20 protein-coding genes and 1 pseudogene are annotated in these 22,728 nt (G+C 70.0%); 16 read left to right on the forward strand and 5 right to left on the reverse strand.

The window, feature by feature from the left end; all coding sequences use genetic code 11:
* Nucleotides 1–53: 53 nt before the first annotated feature.
* Nucleotides 54–1,097: an aminotransferase class V-fold PLP-dependent enzyme gene (locus STROP_RS09070; protein WP_011905693.1), complete on the forward strand. Its 1,044-nt coding sequence runs from the start codon at nt 54–56 to the stop codon at nt 1,095–1,097.
* A 438-nt stretch (nt 1,098–1,535) separates the two neighbouring features.
* Nucleotides 1,536–2,327, forward strand: a complete 792-nt coding sequence (locus STROP_RS09075; RefSeq protein WP_230582358.1) for an alpha/beta fold hydrolase — start codon at nt 1,536–1,538, stop codon at nt 2,325–2,327.
* Between the two features lie 77 nt (nt 2,328–2,404).
* On the opposite strand, the pseudogene STROP_RS26155 reads toward STROP_RS09075, so the two are convergent.
* Nucleotides 2,405–2,498, reverse strand: a pseudogene (locus STROP_RS26155) (MBL fold metallo-hydrolase); the annotation flags it as partial.
* 258 nt (nt 2,499–2,756) lie between these two features.
* Here STROP_RS26155 and STROP_RS09080 point away from each other — a divergent pair.
* Genes STROP_RS09080 through STROP_RS09100 form a run of 5 tightly spaced genes read left to right on the forward strand, consistent with a single transcriptional unit; the run spans nt 2,757 to nt 7,385 of the window.
* Nucleotides 2,757–3,518, forward strand: coding sequence for an ABC transporter ATP-binding protein (locus tag STROP_RS09080; RefSeq protein WP_011905695.1), 762 nt, complete (start codon nt 2,757–2,759; stop codon nt 3,516–3,518).
* On the forward strand, nt 3,505–4,197 hold the full coding sequence (locus STROP_RS09085) for an ABC transporter ATP-binding protein (RefSeq protein ID WP_011905696.1): 693 nt from the start codon (nt 3,505–3,507) through the stop codon (nt 4,195–4,197). The genes STROP_RS09080 and STROP_RS09085 overlap by 14 nt, the downstream gene beginning before the upstream one ends.
* Before the next feature lie 40 nt (nt 4,198–4,237).
* Nucleotides 4,238–5,497 carry an ABC transporter substrate-binding protein gene (locus STROP_RS09090; RefSeq protein WP_018830341.1) on the forward strand — a complete coding sequence of 420 codons (1,260 nt, stop codon included), beginning with the start codon at nt 4,238–4,240 and terminating at the stop codon, nt 5,495–5,497.
* Complete coding sequence (locus STROP_RS09095; protein ID WP_011905698.1) at nt 5,494–6,375, forward strand: branched-chain amino acid ABC transporter permease; 882 nt, start codon at nt 5,494–5,496, stop codon at nt 6,373–6,375. Before STROP_RS09090 ends, STROP_RS09095 begins: the two co-directional genes overlap by 4 nt.
* Nucleotides 6,372–7,385, forward strand: coding sequence for a branched-chain amino acid ABC transporter permease (locus STROP_RS09100; protein WP_011905699.1), 1,014 nt, complete (start codon nt 6,372–6,374; stop codon nt 7,383–7,385). The genes STROP_RS09095 and STROP_RS09100 overlap by 4 nt, the downstream gene beginning before the upstream one ends.
* 45 nt (nt 7,386–7,430) lie before the next feature.
* Here the strand turns inward: STROP_RS09100 and STROP_RS09105 are convergent, their stop codons facing one another.
* Both STROP_RS09105 and STROP_RS09110 read right to left on the reverse strand, forming a co-directional pair.
* A complete protein-coding gene (locus STROP_RS09105; RefSeq protein WP_011905700.1) occupies nt 7,431–9,350 on the reverse strand; it encodes a helix-turn-helix domain-containing protein in 1,920 nt (639 codons plus the stop codon).
* Between the two features lie 15 nt (nt 9,351–9,365).
* Nucleotides 9,366–10,151 carry a 3-hydroxybutyrate dehydrogenase gene (locus STROP_RS09110; protein ID WP_011905701.1) on the reverse strand — a complete coding sequence of 262 codons (786 nt, stop codon included), beginning with the start codon at nt 10,149–10,151 and terminating at the stop codon, nt 9,366–9,368.
* Nucleotides 10,152–10,361: 210 nt separating this feature from the next.
* Between STROP_RS09110 and ruvC the strand changes: the two genes are divergently transcribed.
* From ruvC to STROP_RS09150, 8 genes are all read left to right on the forward strand, one after another.
* Nucleotides 10,362–10,892 (forward strand): crossover junction endodeoxyribonuclease RuvC, encoded by a 531-nt coding sequence (gene ruvC, locus STROP_RS09115; protein ID WP_018830340.1) that lies wholly within the window; start codon nt 10,362–10,364, stop codon nt 10,890–10,892.
* A complete protein-coding gene (ruvA, locus tag STROP_RS09120) occupies nt 10,889–11,491 on the forward strand; it encodes a Holliday junction branch migration protein RuvA (RefSeq protein WP_011905703.1) in 603 nt (200 codons plus the stop codon). The genes ruvC and ruvA overlap by 4 nt, the downstream gene beginning before the upstream one ends.
* A gap of 56 nt (nt 11,492–11,547) precedes the next feature.
* Nucleotides 11,548–12,612, forward strand: a complete 1,065-nt coding sequence (gene ruvB / locus STROP_RS09125) for a Holliday junction branch migration DNA helicase RuvB (protein WP_011905704.1) — start codon at nt 11,548–11,550, stop codon at nt 12,610–12,612.
* A 138-nt stretch (nt 12,613–12,750) separates the two neighbouring features.
* On the forward strand, nt 12,751–13,086 hold the full coding sequence (gene yajC / locus STROP_RS09130; RefSeq protein ID WP_011905705.1) for a preprotein translocase subunit YajC: 336 nt from the start codon (nt 12,751–12,753) through the stop codon (nt 13,084–13,086).
* Nucleotides 13,087–13,322: 236 nt separating this feature from the next.
* Nucleotides 13,323–15,302 (forward strand): protein translocase subunit SecD, encoded by a 1,980-nt coding sequence (gene secD, locus STROP_RS09135; protein WP_043535294.1) that lies wholly within the window; start codon nt 13,323–13,325, stop codon nt 15,300–15,302.
* Nucleotide 15,303: 1 nt separating this feature from the next.
* Nucleotides 15,304–16,488 (forward strand): protein translocase subunit SecF, encoded by a 1,185-nt coding sequence (gene secF / locus STROP_RS09140; protein ID WP_011905707.1) that lies wholly within the window; start codon nt 15,304–15,306, stop codon nt 16,486–16,488.
* Nucleotides 16,489–16,575: 87 nt separating this feature from the next.
* Complete coding sequence (locus STROP_RS09145; RefSeq protein WP_011905708.1) at nt 16,576–17,142, forward strand: adenine phosphoribosyltransferase; 567 nt, start codon at nt 16,576–16,578, stop codon at nt 17,140–17,142.
* Nucleotides 17,143–17,356: 214 nt separating this feature from the next.
* Nucleotides 17,357–19,816: a RelA/SpoT family protein gene (locus STROP_RS09150; RefSeq protein WP_018832627.1), complete on the forward strand. Its 2,460-nt coding sequence runs from the start codon at nt 17,357–17,359 to the stop codon at nt 19,814–19,816.
* A 160-nt stretch (nt 19,817–19,976) separates the two neighbouring features.
* On the opposite strand, the gene STROP_RS09155 is transcribed toward STROP_RS09150, so the two are convergent.
* Together STROP_RS09155 and STROP_RS09160 are read right to left on the reverse strand one after the other, a co-directional pair.
* The gene (locus STROP_RS09155; RefSeq protein ID WP_011905710.1) at nt 19,977–20,807 is read right to left on the reverse strand and encodes a peptidylprolyl isomerase; all 831 of its coding nucleotides are present in this window, start codon (nt 20,805–20,807) and stop codon (nt 19,977–19,979) included.
* A gap of 42 nt (nt 20,808–20,849) precedes the next feature.
* On the reverse strand, nt 20,850–21,725 hold the full coding sequence (locus tag STROP_RS09160) for a peptidylprolyl isomerase (RefSeq protein WP_018830337.1): 876 nt from the start codon (nt 21,723–21,725) through the stop codon (nt 20,850–20,852).
* Nucleotides 21,726–21,962: 237 nt separating this feature from the next.
* Here STROP_RS09160 and STROP_RS09165 point away from each other — a divergent pair, with 237 nt between their 5' ends.
* Nucleotides 21,963–22,679 (forward strand): MBL fold metallo-hydrolase, encoded by a 717-nt coding sequence (locus STROP_RS09165; protein WP_011905711.1) that lies wholly within the window; start codon nt 21,963–21,965, stop codon nt 22,677–22,679.
* The last annotated feature ends 49 nt before the right edge of the window (nt 22,680–22,728 follow it).

Raw genomic sequence — 22,728 nt, forward strand, 5'->3', positions numbered from 1 at the left:
CCGTCGCAGGATTGGTCCTCTCCTGCGACGGGTCGGGTCACTAGCGTCGGGGCATGGACATCACGAAGGCACAGCAGCTGTGGCAGCCGCACCGGGGCTGGCTGAACACCGCCTCCTACGGGCTGCCGCCCGACCCGGCATGGGCGGCGTTGCAGGAGGCACTCGCCGCCTGGCGTACGGGGAGCATGGGCACGGCGTGGGAGAGCTGGGACGAGGCCACGACGCGTACCCGGGCCGCTTTCGCGCGCCTGGTCGGCGTCGGTGCCTCGGACGTCACGGTCGGCAGCTCGGCATCGCAGATGCTCGCGCCGGTTGCCGCCGCACTGCCGGCGGGGGCGACCGTGGTGGTCCCCGAGGTCGAGTTCACCTCCAACCTGTTTCCCTGGCTGGTCCAGGAGCAGCGGGGCGTCCGAGTGCGGACCGTTCCGCTGGCGGGCCTGGCCGACGCGATCGACGCCGACACCGATCTGGTCGCGTTCAGCCTGGTGCAGTCGGCCGACGGGGCGGTCGCCCGGTACGCGGAGGTCGCCGCCGCGGCCCGGGCGCACGACGCCCTGGTGGCGGTTGACGCCACGCAGGCGTGCGGTTGGCTTCCGTTCGATGCCGCGCTCGCGGACGTGGTCGTCGTCGCCGCGTACAAGTGGTTGATGGCGCCGCGCGGGACGGCCCTGGCGTACTACGCGCCCGAGCTGCGGGACCGGATGCGTCCCGACACCGCCTGCTGGTACGCCGGAGCCGACCCGCACGACTCCTACTACGGCCCGCCGCTGCGCCTGGCCGACAACGCCCGGCGCTTCGACATCTCCCCGGCCTGGTTCAGCTACGTCGGGGCCGCTCCCGCCCTGGAACTGCTACTGGACGTGGGGGTGCCGGCGGTCCACGCGCACAACGTGGCGCTGGCCAACCGGTTCCGCTCCGGCCTGGCGCTGCCACCTGGCGACAGCGCGATCACCACCGTCGAGGTGCCGGGAGCAGAGTCGAGGCTGGAGCGCGCCGGCATACGGGCGGCGGTGCGCGCCGGCCGGGTCCGGGTCTCGTTCCACCTCTACTCCAGTGAGGACGACGTTGACCGGGCGCTTGACGCGCTGACCGGCTGACCGCCCCGACGCGTCCGCGCAGGGGCCGTGCGCGTCGCCTTCGCCTGCGACAGCACAGTGGAGCGGGACTCTACAACTAGCGGGTCTGCCCGATGTTCGGGGCCGGGTCCACGGCTACCACAGGGCAGCGACGACTCACGAGCCGTATGAGCGGTTCCCGGCCAGGGAAGTGATGTGTCCATGCATGTGCGAGCGCTACGTGCTGTTGCAGGCCTCGTGTCGTACCGACCTCGTGGTCGCGCACGGCGAGCCGCTGCCTCCGCCGCGGTCACCGCGGGACTTCTGGTCAGCATGGGGGCGAGCGCTACCGCTGTGGTGTCAGCCGCCGAGGCGGAACCGGCCGTGACGACAGTCAGCGGCGGTGCTGACCGGCGGGGTGATGTCCCGGTGGACGGTGGCACGTTGCGGTACACCATGACGGGTTCTGGTTCGCCGCTGGTGCTGCTGCACGGCTGGCCCCAGACCTCGTGGTCGTGGCAGCCGGTGATCCCCGCCCTGGCCGGGCAGCACACGGTGATTACCCTGGATCTGCCAGGGCTCGGCGGCTCTGACCCCACAACGGCCGGATACGACAAGGCCACCACGGCGCGCCTTGTCCGTCAGGCGGTCAACAATCTTGGCTATACCCAGGTGGCGCTGCTCGGGCACGACCTTGGGGCGATGGTGGCCTTCAACTATGCGCGTGACTATCCCACGGAGGTCACCCGCATCGGTGTCGTGGAGAGCCCGCTCCCGGGCTTCGGACTGGAAGACCTGTACGGCATCAGCTGGCACTTCCTGTTCAACGCCTCGCCGGCACCGATTCCCGAGACCATCATGGACAACGATGATGTCTCAACCTATTTGGGCATGCTCTTCGAGAAGGCCCAGCGCCCTGAGCTGATTCCACAGAATGTCTACTTCAGGGCCTACGGGAACCCGGACAAGCGTTCGGCCGGCTACGAGTACTACCGGGCATTCGTGACCGACGCCGCCGACTATCAGGAGCACGCCGAGTCGAAGCGGCTCGAGATACCGGTGATGGCGATGGGCGCCGAGCATGTCTTCGGGTCGCTCGTAGCCGAATCCTTCCAGCAGGTCGCCGACGATGTGCGGACGGTGCTCGCCCCTGACTCCGGACACTGGATTCCCGAGGAGAATCCCGACTTCTTCGGCGACTGCGCCCTGCTGTTCTTCGGCCCGTCCACCGGTACCCCGGCAAGCTCGGAGTTCGCCGGCTGCGCGCCGTGACGATCGTCTGCACTGTACGGCACCCTGTTTCAGGGTGACACTTCGCTGGCTGACGGCTACCACCAGCCCCTCGACCGTCACTGGTCGAGTGACGGACGTTTCCGTCCCAACGTCGAGTCCTGCCCCATGGCCCGGATAGCACCAGGTGTCGTCGGGTGGCCGGTCGAAGAGGCTGCCCGACCTCGCCGGGCACATGTACGAGGCGACGCATGACCTCTCCTGCCTCACCCCCCCACTGGACCAAGTCCGTGCTGACGAGGCCCCGAACCCGCGTTCCGGGCGTCGTCCGTCCACGCATCCGGGTGCCGGAATGTAGCGTTCGCCAACATAGCCTCTCCTCGATCTATGGTCGTAGGTTTCCTGCACACGACGGACCTGTGACCGCAGTCACCACTTTTGTCCGTCGCCGGACCGGGGAGAGGGGTGGCGATGGCTGGGCAAGGTCTCCTGTCGGCCCACGGGCTGACCCGCGACTTCCGGGGCTTCCGCGCGGTCGACGGCATTGATCTTGAGGTGGCCGCCGACAGTGTGCATGCGCTCGTCGGCCCGAACGGTGCCGGCAAGACGACCCTGTTCAACCTGCTCACCGGCTTCCTGCCGGCCACCGCTGGCCGGATCGAACTGGCCGGACGCGACATCACCGGCCTGCCCGCGGAGCAGGTCGCCCGCCGGGGAGTCGCCCGTTCCTTCCAGATCACCAGCCTCTTTCCGCAACTGTCCACCCGGGAGCACGTCGAGCTGGCGCTCCAGAGCCCGAGCGGGCTGGGCTGGCGGTTCTGGCGGTCGGCGAAGTTGATGCGGCGCTACACCGACCGGGCCGACGAACTGCTGGAGCTGGTCGGCCTGGCTGAGCTGGCAGCGGTTCCGGCCGAGGCGCTCGCGTACGGCCGCAAGCGGGCCCTGGAGCTGGCGATCGCCCTCGCCCTGGACCCGAAGGTGCTGCTGCTGGACGAGCCGACCGCGGGCATGGGGCTGGAGGACGTCGACCGCACCGTCGAGCTGATCGCCCAGGTCCGGCAGGGTCGAACCGTGGTGCTGGTCGAGCACAACATGAGCGTCGTCGGGCGGCTCGCCGACACCGTCACCGTCCTCCAGGCCGGCCGGGTCCTGGTCGAAGGCCCGTACGAGCAGGTTCGCGCCGACGAACGGGTGATCACCGCCTACCTGGGAGCGGCCGATGCTGCGCATTGAGAACCTCTCCGCCTGGTACGGCGAGGCGCAGGTGCTGCGGGACGCCGGTCTCCACGTGCGTCGCGGCGAGGTGGTCACCCTGGTCGGCCGCAACGGCGCCGGCAAGTCGACCCTGCTGCGGTGCGTCATGGGCCTGCACGCCGGCTGGCGGGGCACCGTCGAGCTGAGCGGGAGCGAGATCGGCAAACTGTCGGCGGACCGGCGGGCGCGGCTGGGACTCGGCTGGGTCCCCGACGACCGGGGTAGCTACGCCACGTTGACCGTGACGGAGAATCTGACCCTGCCGCCCACCGTTGGGCCGGACCCATGGTCGCTGGAGCGGGTGTACGAGGCGTTCCCCGCCCTGTACGAGCGGCGCGGCTCGGCCGCCACGACACTCTCCGGCGGCGAGCAACAGATGCTGGCGCTGGCCCGGGTCCTGCGGATGGGCGCCCGCATGCTGCTCTGCGACGAACCGACCGAGGGGCTGTCGCCGCTGCTCGTGCAGCAGGTTGGTGACCTGCTGCACGAAGCCAAGCGGCACGGGGTGACGGTGCTGCTGGTCGAGCAGAACCTGCGCTTCGCCACCAGCGTCGCCGACCGGCACTACCTGCTGGCCGAGGGGCGCGTCGCGGCGGCGATGGAGAACTCCGAGGTGCGGTCGCGGGAACGCGAACTGCTGTCTTACCTCGGCATCTGAGTAGCTCAGGACCGATCCCGCGCGGTGCGCGGACGAAGGGATGGTCATGCGTAGGACGGTGGGTGTGGTTGCGGCGTCAACGGCCACGGCGCTCGTGGTCGCCGGCTGCGGTGGTGGGGGTCCCCAGTCCGATGGGGACGAGAGGGTGACCGGTGGCGCGATCGTGCTGGGCGTGCTGAACGACCAGTCCGGTGCCTACTCCGAGCTGTCGGGCCGAAACTCGGTCACGGCCGTGGAACTGGCGATCGCCGACTTCCGGGCGAGGTACGGCGACCAGGTGGTCACCACGGACATCACCGTGCGAAGCGCTGACCACCAGAACAAGCCGGACGTGGCAAACAGCAAGGCCCAGGAGATGTACGACCGGCAGGGGGTCGACCTGATCCTGGACGTGCCCACCTCGTCGGCGGCACTGCGGGTCGCTGATGTGGCGAAGGAGAAGCAGAAGCTCTACTTCAACATCAGCGCGGCGACCACCGACCTCACCGGCAAGAGCTGTAACAAATACACCTTCCACTACGCGTACGACACGTACATGCTGGCCAACGGCACGGGCCGGACCACCACCGAGCAGGTCGGCCGGAACTGGTACATCCTCTACCCGAACTACGCCTTCGGCCAGGACATGGAGAAGAGCTTCTCCGCGGCTATCGCCGAGGCCGGCGGGCAGGTGGTCGGCAAGGACGGGGCGCCGTTCCCGAACACCAGCGGCGACTTCTCCACCTACCTGCTCAAGGCGCCGACACTGGACCCGAAGCCGGATGTCCTCGGCACGATGCAGGCCGGCGCGGAACTGGTCAACGTGGTGAAGCAGTACAACGAGTTCAAGTTGCGCGACAAGGGCGTGGGCCTGGCCGTCGGCCTGATGTTCATCACCGACATTCATTCGCTCACCCCGGCGGCATTGGCCGACACCACCTACACCGACGCCTGGTACTGGAACTTCGACCAGCAGAACCGGGAGTTCGCCGACCGGTTCCAGCAGGAGACGGGCACCCGGCCGTCGTTCGCGCATGCGGCGAACTACTCCGCCGCCACTCAGTACCTGGAGGCGGTACAGGCGGCCGGCACCGACGATGCCGACACGATCGTCGAGGAGCTGGAGGGTAAGGAGGTCAACGATGTCTTCCTGCGCAACGGCAAGATTCGGGCGGCGGACCACCGGGTGATCCATGACGCCTACCTGGCCCAGGTGAAGCCGCAGTCCGAGGTCACCGAGGAGTGGGACTACGTGCGGATCCTCGACACCATCCCGGCCGAGGAGGCGTTCCGAGCGCCGTCCCCGGACTGCACGCTGTGACCGCGTTTCTCCAGAGCACCTTCAACGGGCTGGTCAGCGGGGCGTTCTACGCCCTGCTCGCGCTCGGCCTCGCGGTCATCTTCGGGATGCTACGCGTGGTGAACTTCGCCCACGGCGCGTTCTACATGCTCGGTGCGTTCGGGGCGTACGTGCTGCTGGCCGAGGCGGGGGTGCCGTTCTGGGCTGCCCTGGTGGTCGTGCCGCTGGCCTTGGCGCTGCTCGGCATGGCGCTCGAGCGGGCGTTCATCCACCGGCTCACCCGGCTCGACCCGCTCTACAACTTCCTGCTCACCTTCGGCCTCACGTTGATCCTGCAGGACCTGGTGAAGCTCCGGTACGGGGTGCAGTCCAGCCCGTACGAGGCGCCCGCCGGGCTCCGCGGCTCGGTCGACCTCGGCATTTTCGACTTCCCGACGTACCGGGTGTTCATCCTCGGCTTCGCGGTGGCGGTCTGTGTTGGGGTGTGGTGGGCGCTGGCCCGTACCCGGGTCGGCATGGTCGTTCGCGCCGCGACGGAACGGCCGGAGCTGACCCGCGCGCTCGGCATCAACGTCGGGCGTTGGATCACCCCGGTCTTCGGCTTCGGTATCGCGCTGGCCGGACTGGCCGGGGTGCTCGCCGCGCCGATGCGTGCGGTCAACCCACTGATGGGAGCGGACCTCATCATCGTGGTGTTCGCGGTGGTGGTGATCGGCGGACTGGGGTCGATCTTCGGCTCGGTCACCGCTGGCTTCGGGATCGGGATGGTGCAGGCATGGGCCGAGGCCTACCTCTCCGCCTTCCCGATCGTGTCCCAGACGATCGTCTTCATCGTGATGGCCGCCGTGCTGCTCTGGCGCCCGGCCGGACTCTTCGGCCGGGCGGAGGCGGCAGCATGACGAGCACCGTGGAGAGCAGGTCCGAGCCGGCCGGGCGGGGTGCGCCCGGTGGGCTGGCCGCGGCTGCCCGGGCCCCCGGTTGGGTCCGGTACGCGCTGCTCGTCGCCGGCCTGGCGGTGGCGCTCTGGCTACCGAACGGGCTGTACCCGGCGGTGGCGGTGGACATCCTCTGTTGGGCGCTGTTCGCCGTCGCGGTGGACCTGCTGCTCGGCTTCACCGGCCTGTTGTCCTTCGGGCATGCGGCCTTCTGGGGCGTGTCGGCGTATGTGACCGGTCTGGTGGCGATCCACCTGGGCCTGCCGTTTCCGGCCGCGGTGCTGGCCGGGGCGCTCGCCGCCGCGGTGCTCGCGGTGCCGGTCGGCTACCTGGCGGTGCGCCGTACCGGAATCTACTTCGCCATGGTCACCCTGGCCTTCGCGCAGCTGGTCTACTACGTCGCCAACGAGTGGCGGTCGGTAACCCAGGGCGAGAACGGCCTACAGGGGGTGCCGCGGGAGTTGTTCGGGCTGGACCTGACCGACGACTACTACTTCTACTACGCGATCCTGCCGATCGTGCTGCTCGGCCTGGCCGGCGCGTGGCGGATCGTCCACTCGCCGTTCGGCCGGGTGCTGGTCGGGATCCGGGACAACCCGGCGCGCGCCCGTGCGCTCGGTTACCCGGTGCACCGGTACAAGCTCACCGTATTCGTGCTCTCCGGCTTTGTCGCCGGTCTCGGTGGTGGGCTGTTCGCCGTCAGCCACCGCTTCGTCTCGCTGGAGGTTCTGCACTGGACCACCTCCGGCAAGGCGGTGATCGTGGTGGTCCTCGGTGGCATCGGCACCCTCTGGGGTGGCGTGCTCGGCGCCGGCATCGTGGTCCGCCTGGAGGACTGGCTGTCCTTCTCCGGCTTCGAGGCGATCGGGTTGGTCACCGGCGGCATCTTTGTCGTGGTGGTGCTGCTGTTCCGGCGGGGCATCTGGGGCACCGCGTCCGCATTGGCGCGGCGCCGGTGGGGGCGGCGGGACTGACTCCCCGCCGCAGGGCACCCACGTACCGGCTCCACCGGGCCCGGCTCAGCCGGACGGTCGGCGGAGTCGGTGTAGCCGGAGCGCGAGCTGCACCTCGAGGACCCGCTCCGGCTGCTGCCAGTCGACGCCGAGGAGGTGGCCGACCCGCTCCAGCCGTTGGGTGACCGTGTTGACGTGCACGTGCAGCTGCTCCGCGGCGCGGGTCAGGCTGCTCCCCACCCCGAAGTACGCCTCCAGGGTCCGCACCAGGGCGGTGCCCCGGCGGGCATCGTAGTCGATCACTGGCCCCACGGTGGCCGTCAGGAACCGGGAGACGTCGCGGTCGCCGCCGATGTCGACCGCGCCCAGCAGCAGGCCGACGAAGCCCAACTCGTCAGCACTGGCGCCCTGCCCGGCCCGGCCGAGCGCACCGAGCGCGGTGAGACAGCGCTCCGCCTCGCGGAACGTCGCTGCCAGTGCGGCCGGACCGGTGGCGGGACCACCGCCGCCGGCGGTCACCCGACGGCCGGTTAGCCGCGACAGGTCCCGCGCCACCGCGCGGGCGGCGCCGCCCGCATCCGGGCCGGGCAGCAGCAGCACCACCTTCCCGTCCCGGGCCGCGGCCAGCCCGCCGCGGGTGGAGGCGTATGTGGTGGCCCAGGAGAGGGTCCGTTGCCGGGCAGAGTCCGTCGCGGCGATGGCGCCGTCGTGCACACAGACCAGTACCTGCGCGGTGTCCAGGTTCACGTCGAGCCGGCGGGCACGGTCGCGGAGCGCGTCGGTGTCGCGCGGTGGGTCGGCGATCAGGTCGTCGAGGAGTTCGCCGCGGACCCGCCCCTCCGCCTCGGCGACCATCCGCCGAAACAACAGCAGCAGCGCGGTGACCAGGGCGGCCCGCTCCAGGATCTGCTGGTCGGCGTCGACCAACTCGTCGTCCGGGCGAAGCACCAACGCCCCCAGGTTTTCGGCGCCGGCGACCACGGCGGCGTACCAGAGTGCGCCTCGACGTACGCTGCGCCCCGCGGCCCGGGACGCGGCCACCGCTGCCACGATCTCCGCCCGCCTCGGTTCGTCGATCTCGCCGACCCGGGCCAGGAGCCGGCCCTCGGCGTCCAGGGCCAGTAGCGCGCCGCCCAGCACCTCCGGTACGGCGGCGGCGACCTCCTCCACGCCGCCGCCCCGGAGCACCAGCGCGGTCATCCGGTCGTGTGCCGCCGCCGCGCGCTCCACCGACGCGCTGTGTGCCCCGATGGTGGCGTTGGCCGCTGACAGCTCCGCCAACGCGGAGCGGGTCTCGGTGAGCAGCCGAGCGGTGTCGATCGCGACGGCGGCGTGCGCGGCCAGCGAGGCCAGGAGGGCCACCTCCTCCCGGGCGAACGGGCGCGCCGAGCGGTTGGCCGCGTAGAGCACGCCGATCGAGATCGAGCCCAGCCGCAGCGGGACTCCGAGGATGGCCACCAGGCCCTCCTCGCCGACTCCGGCGTCGATCTCCCGGGTGTGGTGGAACCGGTCGTCCGCCGGATAGTTCGCCGTGACGTACGGGGCGCCGGACTGGGCGACCAGGCCGCCGAGACCGGCACCCATCGGTAGCCGCAGCTGTTGGAACCGGGCCGACACCGAGCCGTCGGTGACCCGCATGTAGGTGTCGCCGCGCCGGTCGTCGTTGAGCGTCATGTAGGCGACGTCGGCGTCGAGCAGGGTTCGGGCCCGGCGCGCGATCGCCCGCAGCACGTCGTCCAGATCGCGGAGCCCGGCCAGGTCACTGACGGTGTCGTACAGTCCGGAGAGCTCACTTTCCCGGCGTCGCCGTCGTTCCAGCAGCGCCCGCACCCGCAACGCGACGGTCTTGGCCCGTTCCAGCTCGGCCAGCCGCTCCGGGGGCGCTCCGGCGGTGCGCGCGGCTAACAGCGGGCCCTCGAACTCCACCGCCGAGGCTTCGCGGGCGAGTAGTTCCAGGAACTCCACCGGCGAGGACATGACGGCCATTGTGCGCCGGTGCCCCTAGTTCGCCGTCCACCCCCCGTCGAGAGCGATGGACGCACCGGTGATGAACGCCGCCGGTGGTGAGCACAGGTACGCCACCAGCTCGGCCACCTCCTCCGGTTCGAGCAGCCGTTTGATGGCCGCACGGCCCAGCATGATCTTCTCGACGACCTCGGACTCCGGGATGCCGTGGCTGGCGGCCTGGTCGGCGATCTGGCTCTGCACCAGCGGGGTGCGCACGTACGCCGGGTTGACGCAGTTGGCCGTCACCCCGTGCGCGGCGCCCTCCAACGCGACTACCTTGGACAGACCCTCCAAGGCGTGTTTCGCCGAGACGTACGCCGCCTTGTACGGCGAGGCGCGCAGCCCGTGCACCGAGGAGATGTTGACGATGCGTCCCCAGCCTGCGGCGTACATGTGCGGCAGGGCCCGGCGGATGACCAGGAACGGGGCTTCGACCATCACCCGGTGCAGGTATTCGAAGCGTTCCACGGCGAACTCCGGGATCGGGGCGACGTGCTGGAGTCCGGCGTTGTTGACCACGATGTCCACCTTGGTGTCGAGGCGGTTGACCGTCTCCGGGTCCGCCAGGTCGGCGCCGACGGCCCGGCCGCCCACGTCGGCGGCGACCGTCCGGGCGGCAGCGATGTCCCGGTCCACCACCACCACGGTGGCGCCGGCCGCGCCGAGTCGTCGCGCACACGTCCGCCCGATGCCGCTGCCGCCTCCGGTCACCAGGGCGGTTCGACCGGTGAGATCGACCTGTACGACGTGGGGGGCCGTCCTCCTCGGATCTGCCGTCATGGCGCATGAAACTACGACCTGTATGGCCAGACGCACATGGGGTAGCGACACATACTCACCGGCGGTGCTGTGTGGTCGCAGTCGACATCGGGTGAACCGTGGCGGCACCGGTACCGCCGTCGGGCTCCGGCGTGTCCCGCCGGCTGTGGCTCCGACGATCTCGATAGGGTGTCGAACACACGTACTGCTGTTGGTCGGGGAGGAGGCGGCGTGCGCGTGCTCGGCGTTGACCCGGGGCTGACCCGGTGCGGGGTTGGCGTGGTCGAGGGCATGCCGGGGCGCCCCTGCACGTTGGTCGCCTACCACGTCGTCCACACCGATCCCGATGACGAGTTGCCGCTGCGCCTGCTGACCCTGGATCGCTCGCTCACCGCCCTGGTGGCCGAGCACCGGCCGGACAGCGTGGCCGTCGAGCGGGTGTTCAGCCAGCACAATGTCCGCACGGTGATGGGCACCGCCCAGGCCAGCGGGGTCGCCGTTCTCGCCGGGGCGCGGGCGGGCCTTCCGGTGCAGACCTACACTCCGAGCGAGGTGAAGGCGGCGGTGACCGGCTCCGGTCAGGCCGACAAGGCCCAGATGACCGCGATGGTGACGCGGCTGTTGCGGCTGTCCGCCCCGCCCCGCCCGGCGGACGCCGCCGATGCCCTGGCCCTGGCCATCTGCCACGTGTGGCGCGGTGGTACCCGCTCGAAGTTGGCGACCGCCGCCGATCGGGCACGACGACGAGGAGGAGGACGATGATCGCCAGTGTCCGGGGCGTGGTGACCGCGACCGGTCCCGACCACGCCGTCCTGGAGGTCGGCGGGGTGGGCCTGGCGGTGCAGTGCGCGCCGGGCACGATCGCCGACCTGCGGGTGGGCCAGCCGGCCCGCCTCGCCACCAGCCTGGTCGTCCGGGAGGATTCGCTGACCCTCTACGGGTTCGCCGACGACGACGCCAAGGCTCTGTTCGAGCTCCTGCAGACGGCCAGCGGGGTCGGCCCTCGACTGGCCCAGGCCGTCCTCGCGGTGCACCCGCCGGAGGCGGTCCGCGCGGCCATCGCCAACGCCGACACCGCCGCGTTGACCCGGGTGCCGGGCATCGGCAAGAAGGGCGCCGAGCGGCTCGTACTGGAGCTGCGGGACCGGATCGGTCCGGTCCCGGTCGGTGCCGACTCCGCCGCCGGCGTCACGACCGGTGCCTGGCCGGAGCAGGTGCGTCAGGCCCTGGTCGGGCTCGGCTGGACGGCGGCGCAGGCGGATCAGGCGGTCACCGCGGTGGCGGAGACGGTGGACGGGGCGGTGCCCCCGGTGCCGGTCCTGCTCCGACAGGCGATTCGGCTGCTGGGTCGGACCCGATGACGGGTGGGCGGAGTGCGTCGGGTCGACAGCATCCGGGTCACGGGTGAGGAATTGGGATGACGGGTGACAATCTGGTCTCGGCGTATGTGAGCGACGCCGAGCGGGACGTGGAGGCCAGCGTCCGGCCGCGCCGGCTGGCCGAGTTCATCGCGCAGGAGCGGGTCCGGGATCAACTCGACCTGCTGCTCCAGGGCGCGCTACGCCGAGGCAGTCCGCCCGATCACATCCTCCTGTCGGGCCCGCCGGGGCTGGGTAAGACCAGCCTCGCCAATATCGTCGCCGCCGAGTTGGGCACGAGTATCCGGGTGACCAGCGGACCGGCGATCGAGCGTTCCGGTGACCTGGCGGCCATCCTGACCAGTCTCGGTGAGGGGGATGTGCTCTTCATCGACGAGGTGCACCGGATCGCCCGGCCGGCGGAGGAACTCCTCTACAGCGCGATGGAGGACTTCCGGGTTGACGTGGTGGTGGGTAAGGGCCCCGGGGCAACAGCCATCCCGCTGGATGTGGAGCCGTTCACCCTGGTTGGCGCGACCACCCGCGCCGGGCTGCTCACCGGCCCGATGCGGGACCGGTTCGGTTTCGTCGCGCACCTGGACTTCTACTCCCCGGCCGACCTGGAGACGCTGCTCAACCGCTCGGCCCGCATCCTCGGTGTGCCGATCACCGCCGACGGCGCGGCCGAGATCTCCGGCCGCGCGCGGGGCACCCCCCGGATCGCGAACCGGTTGCTGCGCCGGGTGCGCGATTTCGCCGAGGTCCGGGCCGACGGCGTGGTCACCCGGGAGACCGCGCAGGCGGCACTCACCGTGTACGACGTGGACGCGTTGGGGCTGGACCGGCTGGACCGAGCGGTGCTCACCGCGCTCGTGGATCTGTTCCGGGGTGGTCCGGTCGGCCTGTCCACGTTGGCGGTGGCGGTGGGGGAGCAGCCGGACACCGTGGAGGAGGTCTGTGAGCCGTTCCTGGTGCGGGCCGGTCTCCTCGCCCGAACACCGCGTGGTCGGGTCGCCACCGAGGCGGCCTGGCACCATCTGGGGCGTACGCCAGCGAATGGTACATTTGGCCCGGATGTCCCTCCCGCGCGTGACCTGTTCTCGGTGGAGCCTGATCAGCCGTGATGCGAACGTGATCTGTGCCGCATTCGGTGTTCCCAGGTGAAGCGACTAGACTCGCCGCGGTCTGTACAGACGTAAGAAGTCGCCTTCGCCCCGGTACCCTCGTGCCGGTATGGGGGCCAATGGGAAGGTTTTACCACCGTGCTTTTGGCACAAGAAAACTCCGCCAGCAACTTCACTCCCATCCTCATGATCGTCCTGCTCTTCGGAGTCATGTACTTCATGATGATCCGTCCGCAGCAGAAGCGGCGTCGGGAAGCGGCGAACATGCAGTCCTCGCTGGGGCACGGTGACGAGGTCGTCACCATCGGCGGGCTGTATGGCACCGTCACCGGTGTGGACGACGAGACGGTGCTGCTGGAGGTCGCCCCCGGCGTGGAGACCCGCTACGCCCGTCCCGCGATTGCACGGGTCGTCACCAAGGCGGAGCAGCCCGCTGAGGCGGCGGTCGACGACGCGGACGCGGTCAAGGAGTAATACCGTCCGTCATTCCGGCGGCCGTGCAGCATATGAGTTGGACGAAAACTTGACAATCGGGTCGATCGCCACCCTCGGTAGGTGCAGGGTTTGGTGGCGTTCCGCGGCGGTGCCCGTGCGCCGTTGCGGCGACCCCCACATAGCTTCGGCCGGTTTGTCCGGCCTACAGCCGCCGCTGGCGTGGCGGCGTGACCCTACAGGGAGACAGGACAGCCGTGGCACCACCTCAAAAACAGATGCGCCCCGGGCGGCAGCTCGCCGTGCTCGGGTTCATCTTCGTGGTCCTCTATCTTCTGGTCTTCTTCGGCGGCGGCGCGAGCGGTAGCTGGCAGGACCGGCTCGAGCCCAAGCTCGGTCTCGACCTGGTCGGCGGCACGCGGCTGACGCTGGAGGCGACCAACACCGTCGACGGCCAGGCGCCGACCGCGGAGAGCCTTGAGGAGGCCCGGCAGATCATCGAGAGCCGGGTCAACGCCTTCGGGGTCGCTGAGGCCGAGGTCGTTACCGAGGGCGACCGGAACATCGTGATCTCCCTTCCCGGCGAGAACCGCGACCTGACCGAGGTCGGCAGCGCCGCGGAGTTGCGCTTCCGGAAGGTGCTTCAGGTAACCGACGGTAGTGGTGCGGCGGCGAACCCGCCGCCGAGCCCGACCAGCGCCCCCTCCGCCACGCCGTCCGAATCCGCTGCGCCGTCGGGCTCTGCCACGCCGTCGGGCTCCGCCACGCCGTCGGGCTCCGCCACGCCGTCCGGCTCCGCCACGCCGTCCGCAACCGGCAGCGCTTCGCCCACCCCGTCGAGCAGCGTCCAGGTCACGGCCTCGCCGACTGGCCAGGGCGGTGGCGCCCCGGCGCCGAGCGCGAGCGCCACCCCCTCGGCCACGCCCACGCCGAGCGCATCCTCCTCGCCCAGTGCGACACCGGCGGCGAGCGACAGCGCCACCCCGGTGCCGGCCAGCGTCGAGGAGCAGCGCAGGGCGGTCGAGCAGAAGGTCGGTGCGACTGCCTGGGAGGCCGCGAACGGGCTCCAGTCGCCGACCGACCTGGCCGCCGACCCGTCGCTGGTCGAGAAGCTCACGCCGTTCGCATCGCTGGACGACCGCGAGGTCGCGGTGCTGCCGGCCCAGATGCAGTTCACCGTCCCGCAGATCACCTGTGCCCAGCTCGATGCCCGCCCGCCGGCGTCGATCTCCGCCGTCGACCAACAGGCCGTCGCCTGTGAGTTCGGCAGCATCAAGTACCTGCTCGACCAGGCCAAGGTGGTGGGTACCGACATCAACGACGCCAACGCCGTGCTCGACCAGACCAGCCAGTGGGTGGTCAGCCTGGACTTCACCGGTTCTGGCCAGGAGAAGTGGACCGCGCTCACGGGCGAGGCGTTCCGGAACGAGGGCAATGCCTGCGACCCGAGCGCGCTCGGGGACAGCGGCAACTGCCGGGTCGCCGTCGTGCTGGACAACCAGGTCGTCTCCTCGCCGGAGATCCTGGGTGTGTTGACGAGTAACTCGCAGATCACCGGCAACTTCACCCAGCAGGACGCCAGCGACCTGGCGAGCACGCTGCGCTACGGCGCGCTGCCGGTGACCTTCGAGCCGCAGGCGCAGCAGAACGTCACCGCTACCCTCGGCGCCAGCCACCTGCGGGCTGGCCTGCTCGCTGCCGGTATCGGCATGCTGCTGGTGATCATCTACTCGTTCTTCTACTATCGGCTGCTCGGCTCTGTGATCTTCCTGAGCCTGGTGCTCTCCGCGCTGCTCGTCTTCGGCGCATTGGTGGTTCTCGGCCGGCAGATCGGGTTCACCCTTACCCTCGCCGGGATCGCCGGCATGATCGTCTCGCTCGGTGTGGCGGCGGACTCCTTCGTCATCTACTTCGAGCGGCTCAAGGACGAGATCCGGGAGGGGCGCAGCCCGCGCAGTGCGGTGTCCCGGGCGTGGATCCGTGCCCGTCGGACGATCATCTCCGCCAACGCGATCACCCTGATGTCCGCGGTGGTGCTCTACATCGTCTCGGTCGGTGTGGTCAAGGGCTTCGCCTTCGCGTTGGGCCTCGCCACGGTCCTCGACCTGGTGGTGGTCTTCCTCTTCCGACACCCGATCATGACGATGTTCGCCCGCACCCGGGCGTTCCTGTCCCCGCGGGTCAGCGGCCTCGGCCGGGCGTTGCCGGCCCGGGAGAAGCCGGCCCAGCCCCGCAACCCGCGCGCGAAGGAGGCCTGAGATGGCCGGTGCTGGTCTCGCGAGTCGCCTCTACCGTGGTGAGGCCGGTCTCGACATTGTCGGCCGTCGCAGGGTGTGGTTCAGCGTCGCTGGGGCGCTGGCCCTGATCTCGGTGCTGAGCTTCGCGTTCCTCCGGTTCGACCTCGGTATCGAGTTCGCCGGCGGCAACTCGATCCAGGTGCCCGCCAGCGTCGGCACCCTGGAGCAGGCCGAGGAGGCGGTTGACGCCGCGCTGGCCGCGGAGGGCGGCGGAGCGGAGGTGGTCACCGCGCAGAAGGTCGGCGGTACCGGTGACGACTTCTACGAGATGCGTACCTCGCAGCTCAGCGCGGAGCAGGCCAACGCGGTCAAGGCGGCGGTAGCCCAGGAGTTCGGCCTCCCGGTCAGCGACGTCGGCGGCGAGCAGGTCAGCCAGGCCTGGGGCAGCCAGGTCACCGAGCGGGCGGTGCTCGGTCTGGTGATCTTCCTCGTGCTGGTGATGGTCTACCTGGTGCTGCGCTTCGAGTGGCGGATGGCGGTCGGCGCGGTCAGCTCCCTGCTGATGAACCTGGTTCTCAGTGCCGGCATCTACTCACTGGTCGGCTTCGAGGTGACCCCGTCGACCGTGATCGGCTTCCTCACCATTCTGGGCTTCGCGCTCTACGACGTGGTGGTGGTCTTCGACAAGGTCCAGGAGAACACCCGCGGCATCACCGCGAACAACAACCAGACGTACGGCGAGGCGGCCAACCTGGCGATCAACCAGAGCCTGATGCGGTCGCTGAACACCTCGATCGTGGCCCTACTCCCGGTCGGCGGCCTGCTGTTCATCGGAGCCGGCTTCTTCGGCGCCGGCACCCTGAAGGACCTCGGCCTGGTGCTGTTCGTCGGGATGGCGGTGGCGTTCTTCTCCTCGATCACCCTGGCCACCCCGCTGCTGGTGCTGCTGAAGAACCGGGAGCCGCGGATCCAGGCGCACAACAAGCGGGTGCTGACCCGCCGCGCGGCGCTGGAGCGCGGCGAGGGCTCGGCGAAGAACGCGCCGCAGCCGACGGAGAGCGCCGACGAGGAGATCGACCCGGAGGCGACGGCCCTCGCCGGTGCGGCACCGAAGGTGGGGGCACGGCCGGCCGGTAAGCGGCCGACCGGCGCGCGCGGTGGGCGATCCGCCGGCGGTGGCAACCGTCCGGGCGGCAAGCGGCGCTGACGCGCCGGTAGAGCGGAACGACGGCGTCCTTCAGGCTGCGCGAGCGGCGTGAAGGACGCCGTCGCCGGAACAAGGGAGCGGAGCTGCATGACAGAGACCCACACCACCGGGGTACGGGGGGACAGCGGCCGGGAGACCGCCGAACTCGTGGCCAGCCGGGTGCTGGACGTACCGGACTTCCCGAAGCCTGGCGTCATGTTCAAGGACCTGATGCCGCTCTTTTCCGACGGTGACGCCTTTCGCGAGGTCATTGACGACATCGTGCGCTACCACGGGCGGGACTCGTTCGACACCGTGGTCGGGATCGAGGCCCGTGGGTTCGTGGTCGCGGCAGCGATCGCGTACGCTGCCGGCGTCGGCGTGGTGCCGGTGCGCAAGGCGGGCAAGCTGCCCCGGGTGGCCTACTCGGCGTCGTACGCGCTGGAATACGGTGAGGCCACCCTGGAGGTGCACCAGGACGCGTTCACGGCCGGGCACCGGGTGCTGGTGGTAGACGACGTACTCGCCACGGGCGGCACCGCCGAGGCGACCCTCGATCTGGTCGAGCGGGCCGGCGGTACGGTGGCAGGCTTCACCGTCCTGCTGGAGTTGGGCTTCCTGGGCGGTCGCGAGCGGTTGACGCCGCGCCCGGTCCATGCCCTGTTGACCGTTTGATCGTCTGGTCGGGTGGATGACGCCATCGCGGCCCGGGTCGGCGAGACGGCGGCGCACCCCGAGTGCGGGTAGCATTGCCACTTGCTGACCGGGCGCGTGGATGCCGGCGTCGACAACGCCGGCCGGTGCGGCCGGTTGAATCCGACGCCGGCCGCCTGGCCGGCGCGTCCGGCGAGCGGTGAGGAGGCCGGTGTCTCACGATGTCGCCCCTCCGGTGGAGGGCACGGTGCACCCGACAGGCGACGGCTCGGTGACCGACCGCGGTGGTGGCTCCCGTTCCGAGGTAGGTCCTGGTGGTGACGCCGGGGTAACGGACGCCAGCCGCACCAGCCCGGACGCGGGGAGCGAGGGGGCGGTCGTCCCGAAGCGGGGTGATCTCTCGCCCGAGACCGCTCTCAGCGGTGGGTTCGCGCTCTCCAGCGCGCCGACGGGGCGACGGGTGCGGGCTCGGCTGGCCCGGTTCAATGCGCCCTGGCAGTCCTCGCAGGTCAGCGAGGTGCTGGAGCCGCTGATCTCGAGTCATCGGGAGAATCACCCGAAGGCCGACGCGCGGCTGTTGCAACGCGCCTTCGACACGGCGGCCCGCTGGCACTCCGGCCAGTACCGTAAGTCCGGCGACCCCTACATCACCCACCCGCTCGCGGTGGCCACCATCCTGGCCAATCTGGGAATGGATACCACCACGCTGGTCGCGGCGCTGCTGCACGACACGATCGAGGACACCGAGTACACGCTTGACCAGATGCGGGCCGACTTCGGCGGTGAGGTGGCGCTGCTGGTTGACGGGGTGACCAAGCTCGACAAGGTCAAGCTGGGCGACGCGGCGAAGGCGGAGACGATTCGCAAGATGGTCGTCGCCATGGCGAAGGACCCGCGGGTCCTGGTGATCAAGCTGGCCGACCGGCTGCACAACATGCGTACCCTGATCTTCCTGCCGCGGCCGAAGCAGGAGCAGAAGGCCAAGGAGACGCTGGAGATCCTGGCCCCACTGGCACATCGCCTGGGAATGAACACGATCAAGTGGGAGCTGGAGGATCTGGCCTTCGGAACCCTGTTCCCGAAGCGGTTCGAGGAGATCAACCGACTGATCGGGGAGCACCAGCCGCAGCGGGAGGCGCTGCTGCGGCAGGTGACCAGGAAGGTCGGCACCGACCTGAAGTCAGCCAAGATCAGGGCGGAGGTGACCGGTCGGCCGAAGCACCTGTACTCGATCTACCAGAAGATGATCGTGCGGGGGCGGGATTTCAACGACATCTACGACCTGGTGGGTGTGCGGATCCTGGTCGACACGGTGCGGGACTGCTATGCGGCGTTGGGTGTGATTCACGCGAACTGGCAGCCGGTGCCGGGCCGGTTCAAGGACTACATCGCGATGCCGAAGTTCAACATGTACCAGTCGTTGCACACGACGGTGATCGGGCCCACCGGCAAGCCGGTGGAGATGCAGATCCGCACGTACGCGATGCACCGTACCGCCGAGTTCGGTATCGCCGCGCACTGGAAGTACAAGGAGCACAAGGGCACCCAGATCGTCGGCCCGCCGGCGCACATCGATGAGATGACCTGGCTGCGGCAGCTGCTGGACTGGCAGCGGGAGGCGGCCGACCCGAGCGAGTTCCTGGACGCGCTGCGCTTCGACCTGTCCAGCCAGGAGGTGTACGTCTTCACCCCGAAGGGTGACGTCTTTCCGTTGCCGACAGGGTCGACGCCGGTGGACTTCGCGTACGCGGTGCACACCGAGGTGGGACACAAGTGCATCGGGGCGCGGGTCAACGGCAAGCTGGTGCCGTTGGAGTCGACGCTGTCCAACGGCGATGTGATCGAGATCTTCACCTCGAAGTCGGAGACGGCCGGCCCGACCCAGGACTGGCTGGGGTTCGTCAAGAGCCCGCGGGCGCGTACGAAGATTCGGCAGTACTTCAACAAGGAGCGGCGCGAGGAGGCGATCGAGGCCGGCAAGGACGCGATCGTCAAGGCGATGCGCAAGCAGGGCATGCCGCTGCAGCGGATGCTCAGCTCCGACAACCTGATGGCGATCGCCCGGGATCTGCACCTGGCCGATGTCGCCTCGCTCTACGCGGCGGTCGGTGACAGCCACGTCTCCGCTCAGTCGGTGGTGCAGAAGCTGATGGCCTCCTACGGCGGCGAGGAGGGCGCGGTCGAGGACATCGCCGAGACCGCCGTGGCCACTCGTCCGCCGCGGAGCCGGGCCAGCAGCAACGACCCGGGGGTCGTCGTCCGGGGCGTCAGCGATGTGTGGATCAAGCTGGCCCGTTGCTGCACCCCGGTTCCGCCGGATACGGTTTTCGGGTTTGTCACCCGCTCCGGCGGGGTGAGCGTGCACCGGGACGACTGCGCCAACGCCGAGGACCTCAAGGCACAGGGGGAGCGGGTCGTGGAGGTGGGCTGGAAGCTCACCAGCGCGTCGACCTTCCTCGTCGCCATCCAGGTCGAGGCGCTCGACCGGCACAAGCTGCTCACCGACGTGACCCTGGTGCTCTCCGACGAGCGGGTCAACATCCTCTCGGCGACCGTGACGACCACGCGGGACCGGGTGGCGGTGAGCCGGTTCAGCTTCGAGATGGCCGATCCCAAGCACTTGGGGCACCTGTTGGCCGCAGTGCGTAAGGTCGACGGTGTCTTCGACGCCTACCGGGTCACCTCCGGATCCTGACCATCGGCCCCGGTGCCGTCGTCGGCGGCTCGCCTGCCCCGGTGCCGTAGGGCTGCGCGTCGCACCGAGCTGTCCCTGCCGCCCGATGGCATCGCAGCCGACAAAGACGAGCGCCCCCGGCATGAGCCGGGGGCGTGTCGTGGTCTCCTACCTGGGGCGGTCAGCCCTGGGGTGCGCTCATCGTGAGGTCGGTGATGGTGATTTCCTTCTTCGGGTGTCCACCGCCGGCCTGCTGCGCATAGGCCTCGTCGTCGCCGGCCGCCGCCACCTCCTTGACGATGTCCAGCCCACCGGTGATCGTGCCGAGGACGGTGTAGTTCGGGTCGAGCGGCGAGTCGCCGTAGACGATGAAGAACTGGCTGCCGGTGCTCCCCGGTGCGCCGGAGTTGGCCATCGCGATAACGCCCTCCGGGTACGGGGGCCGCTTGTCCGTGGGCAGGTTCTCCTCGGCCAGCCGGTAGCTCGGCCCGCCGGTGCCGTCGGTTTCCCGCCAACCATCGCCGGTCGCGCTCGGGTCACCGCACTGGAGCACCTTGATTCCCTCGGTGACGAGGCGGTGGCACTTCGTGTTGTCGAAGAAGTTCTGCTCGGCGAGGTGGGTGAAGCTGGCGCTGGTGCACGGCGTCTGGGACCGGTCGACCTTGGCCGTGATCTGCCCGAGGTTCGTGTCGATTGTGAGGGTCTGGGTCCCGGTGTTCGGCTGTTGGTCGCTCGGCAGGCCGACGTCCTTGATCTGTGGGATCCGCTGGTCGGCGGGGATCTCGGTGAAGGCGCACTCGGCGGCGCCGGCGGTGGTGGTCGAGTCGGTCGACGAGTCGTCGCCGAGGCTCGACACCAGCCAGACGGTGCCGGCGACCACCAGGAGGAGCGCCGCGCTCGCCCCGACGATCGCCTGGGTCTGTCGACGCCGACGAGCCTGGGCGGTCCGCTCGGCCATCTCCTTCTCGAGCCGAGCGCGAGCCGCCGCGCGTTGCCGCTCTCCGCTGGACATCACGCCTGGATCCTCCTGCGTTATGTGTTCGGGTGGGATCGGTCAGCCGGCGCTCGAGTCGGCTGCCGGGGCGGCCGACGTGGTGGCGGCCGGTGTCGCCGCCGGCTCGGTGACCGTAAGGCTCTGGATGACCACGTCGTCGTCCTTCGGCTTGACCTTCGCTCCGCCCTGATTCTCCACGGTTGGTAGCGCGCCGATCTTCTCGACCGTATCCAGGCCAGCGGTGACGCGGCCAATGACCGTGTACGCCGGGTCGGCGGTCGTGAAGTCCCTGAAGAAGATCAGGAACTGACTTCCGTTGGCGCCGGGCACGTTACCGACCATCGCGACCGTGCCCTTCGGGTAGGTCGCGGGCTGGTCGGGCGCCGGGCTCGCTGACGCCTCCGCGGGGGTGGGAACGTTCTCGTCATAGAAGGAGTAGGCGGGTCCGCCCAGCCCGGTGCCGCTCGGGTCGCCGCAGCGCACCGCGCCCTCGGTGGTGATTTCGTGGCACTTCGTGTTGTCGTAGAAGGAGTTCGCCGCCAGGTGGGAGATGCTCGCGACGGCGCACGGTGTGGCGGCGGTGTCCAGCTCGGCGGTGACCGGGGCGCCCTGGTTCGTGACGACCGTCATCGTCCGGACTCCCTCGGTCGGCAGCCCGGTGGTGGCCGGTGTGCCGACGTCCTTCAGGTTGGTGTTGGCGCTGGCGTCCTCCGGGGTCCAGAGGCAGATCTCCTCGGCCGCGGTGCTCTCGACCGGGTCCTGATCGAAGGCGCCCAGCGCCCAGGCGGAGCCGGCCACGACCAGGGCGAGGACGACTGCGACACCCACCCCGGCCTGGACCTGCCGTCGGCGGCGGGCCCGAGCGGCCCGTCGGGCCATCTGCCGGTCGAGTTTTGCCCGCGCCAGTTTGCGCTGCCGATCCCTGCTGGAGGCCACCCGCGCTCCCCTTCCTCTACCCTGGTTCCGTGACGGGCGGCCCGACCGTTGGTCAGGTGTGCCATGCCACACGCCCGCCAGAGTGTACGGCCAGCGGCTGGGATTGTCGTGTACGAGGTGGGGCGGTGGTGACTCGCGGACGTTGCCGCACCCACGACCGGGCCGCACCGTGCGAGATCGGGTGCGTTGGCGACTAGGCTCAGCAGACGACCTGACACCTCGAGGGAGGGAGTAGCCGTGCTCGTGGCCGGATTTCCCGCGGATGCCTTCGGCACCAACTGCTATGTGGTCGCGACGGCGCCGGGGGAGCAGTGTGTGGTGGTCGATCCCGGTATCGGGGTACTCGACCGACTTGACGCCCTGCTGGCCGAGCATCGCCTGCATCCGGCCGCTGTCCTGCTGACCCACGGCCACCTCGACCACACCTTCTCCGTCGCGCCGGTCTGCGGTGCGCGCGGCGTCACCGCGTACGTCCACCCGGCCGACCGGGAACTCCTCGCGGATCCGGCGAAAGGCCTCTCGGTCGACCTGGCCGGGCTCTTCGGCGGTCGTCTGCCGTACACCGAGCCGGAGGACGTCGCCGAACTGACCGACGGCGCCACGCTCGAGCTGGCTGGCTTGGAACTCACCGTTGACCACGCGCCGGGCCATACCGGCGGGTCGGTGCTCTTCCGGATGCCCGGCGCGGGCTCCCGCTGGGAGGCAGACGAGATCTGCCTCTCCGGTGACGTGCTCTTCGCCGGCTCGATCGGCCGCACCGACCTGCCGGGCGGCAGCCATTCGACGATGCTTGCCAGCCTGCGGAGTAAGATCCTTCCGCTGGCGGATGACACGGTCGTGCTGCCCGGCCACGGTCCCGCCACGACCATCGGCCGGGAACGCGCCGCCAACCCGTATCTCCTTGAGGTGGCGGGCGAGCAGGCGCGACCGGCGGCCCCCGCCCGCGGCCTGTAGCCGCCGCACCATACTTCCCCGCGCGGACCGCGCGGGTTCGCGAACGGAG

Origin of the sequence: Salinispora tropica CNB-440 (assembly GCF_000016425.1) — a bacterium.
GTDB lineage: Bacteria > Actinomycetota > Actinomycetes > Mycobacteriales > Micromonosporaceae > Micromonospora > Micromonospora tropica.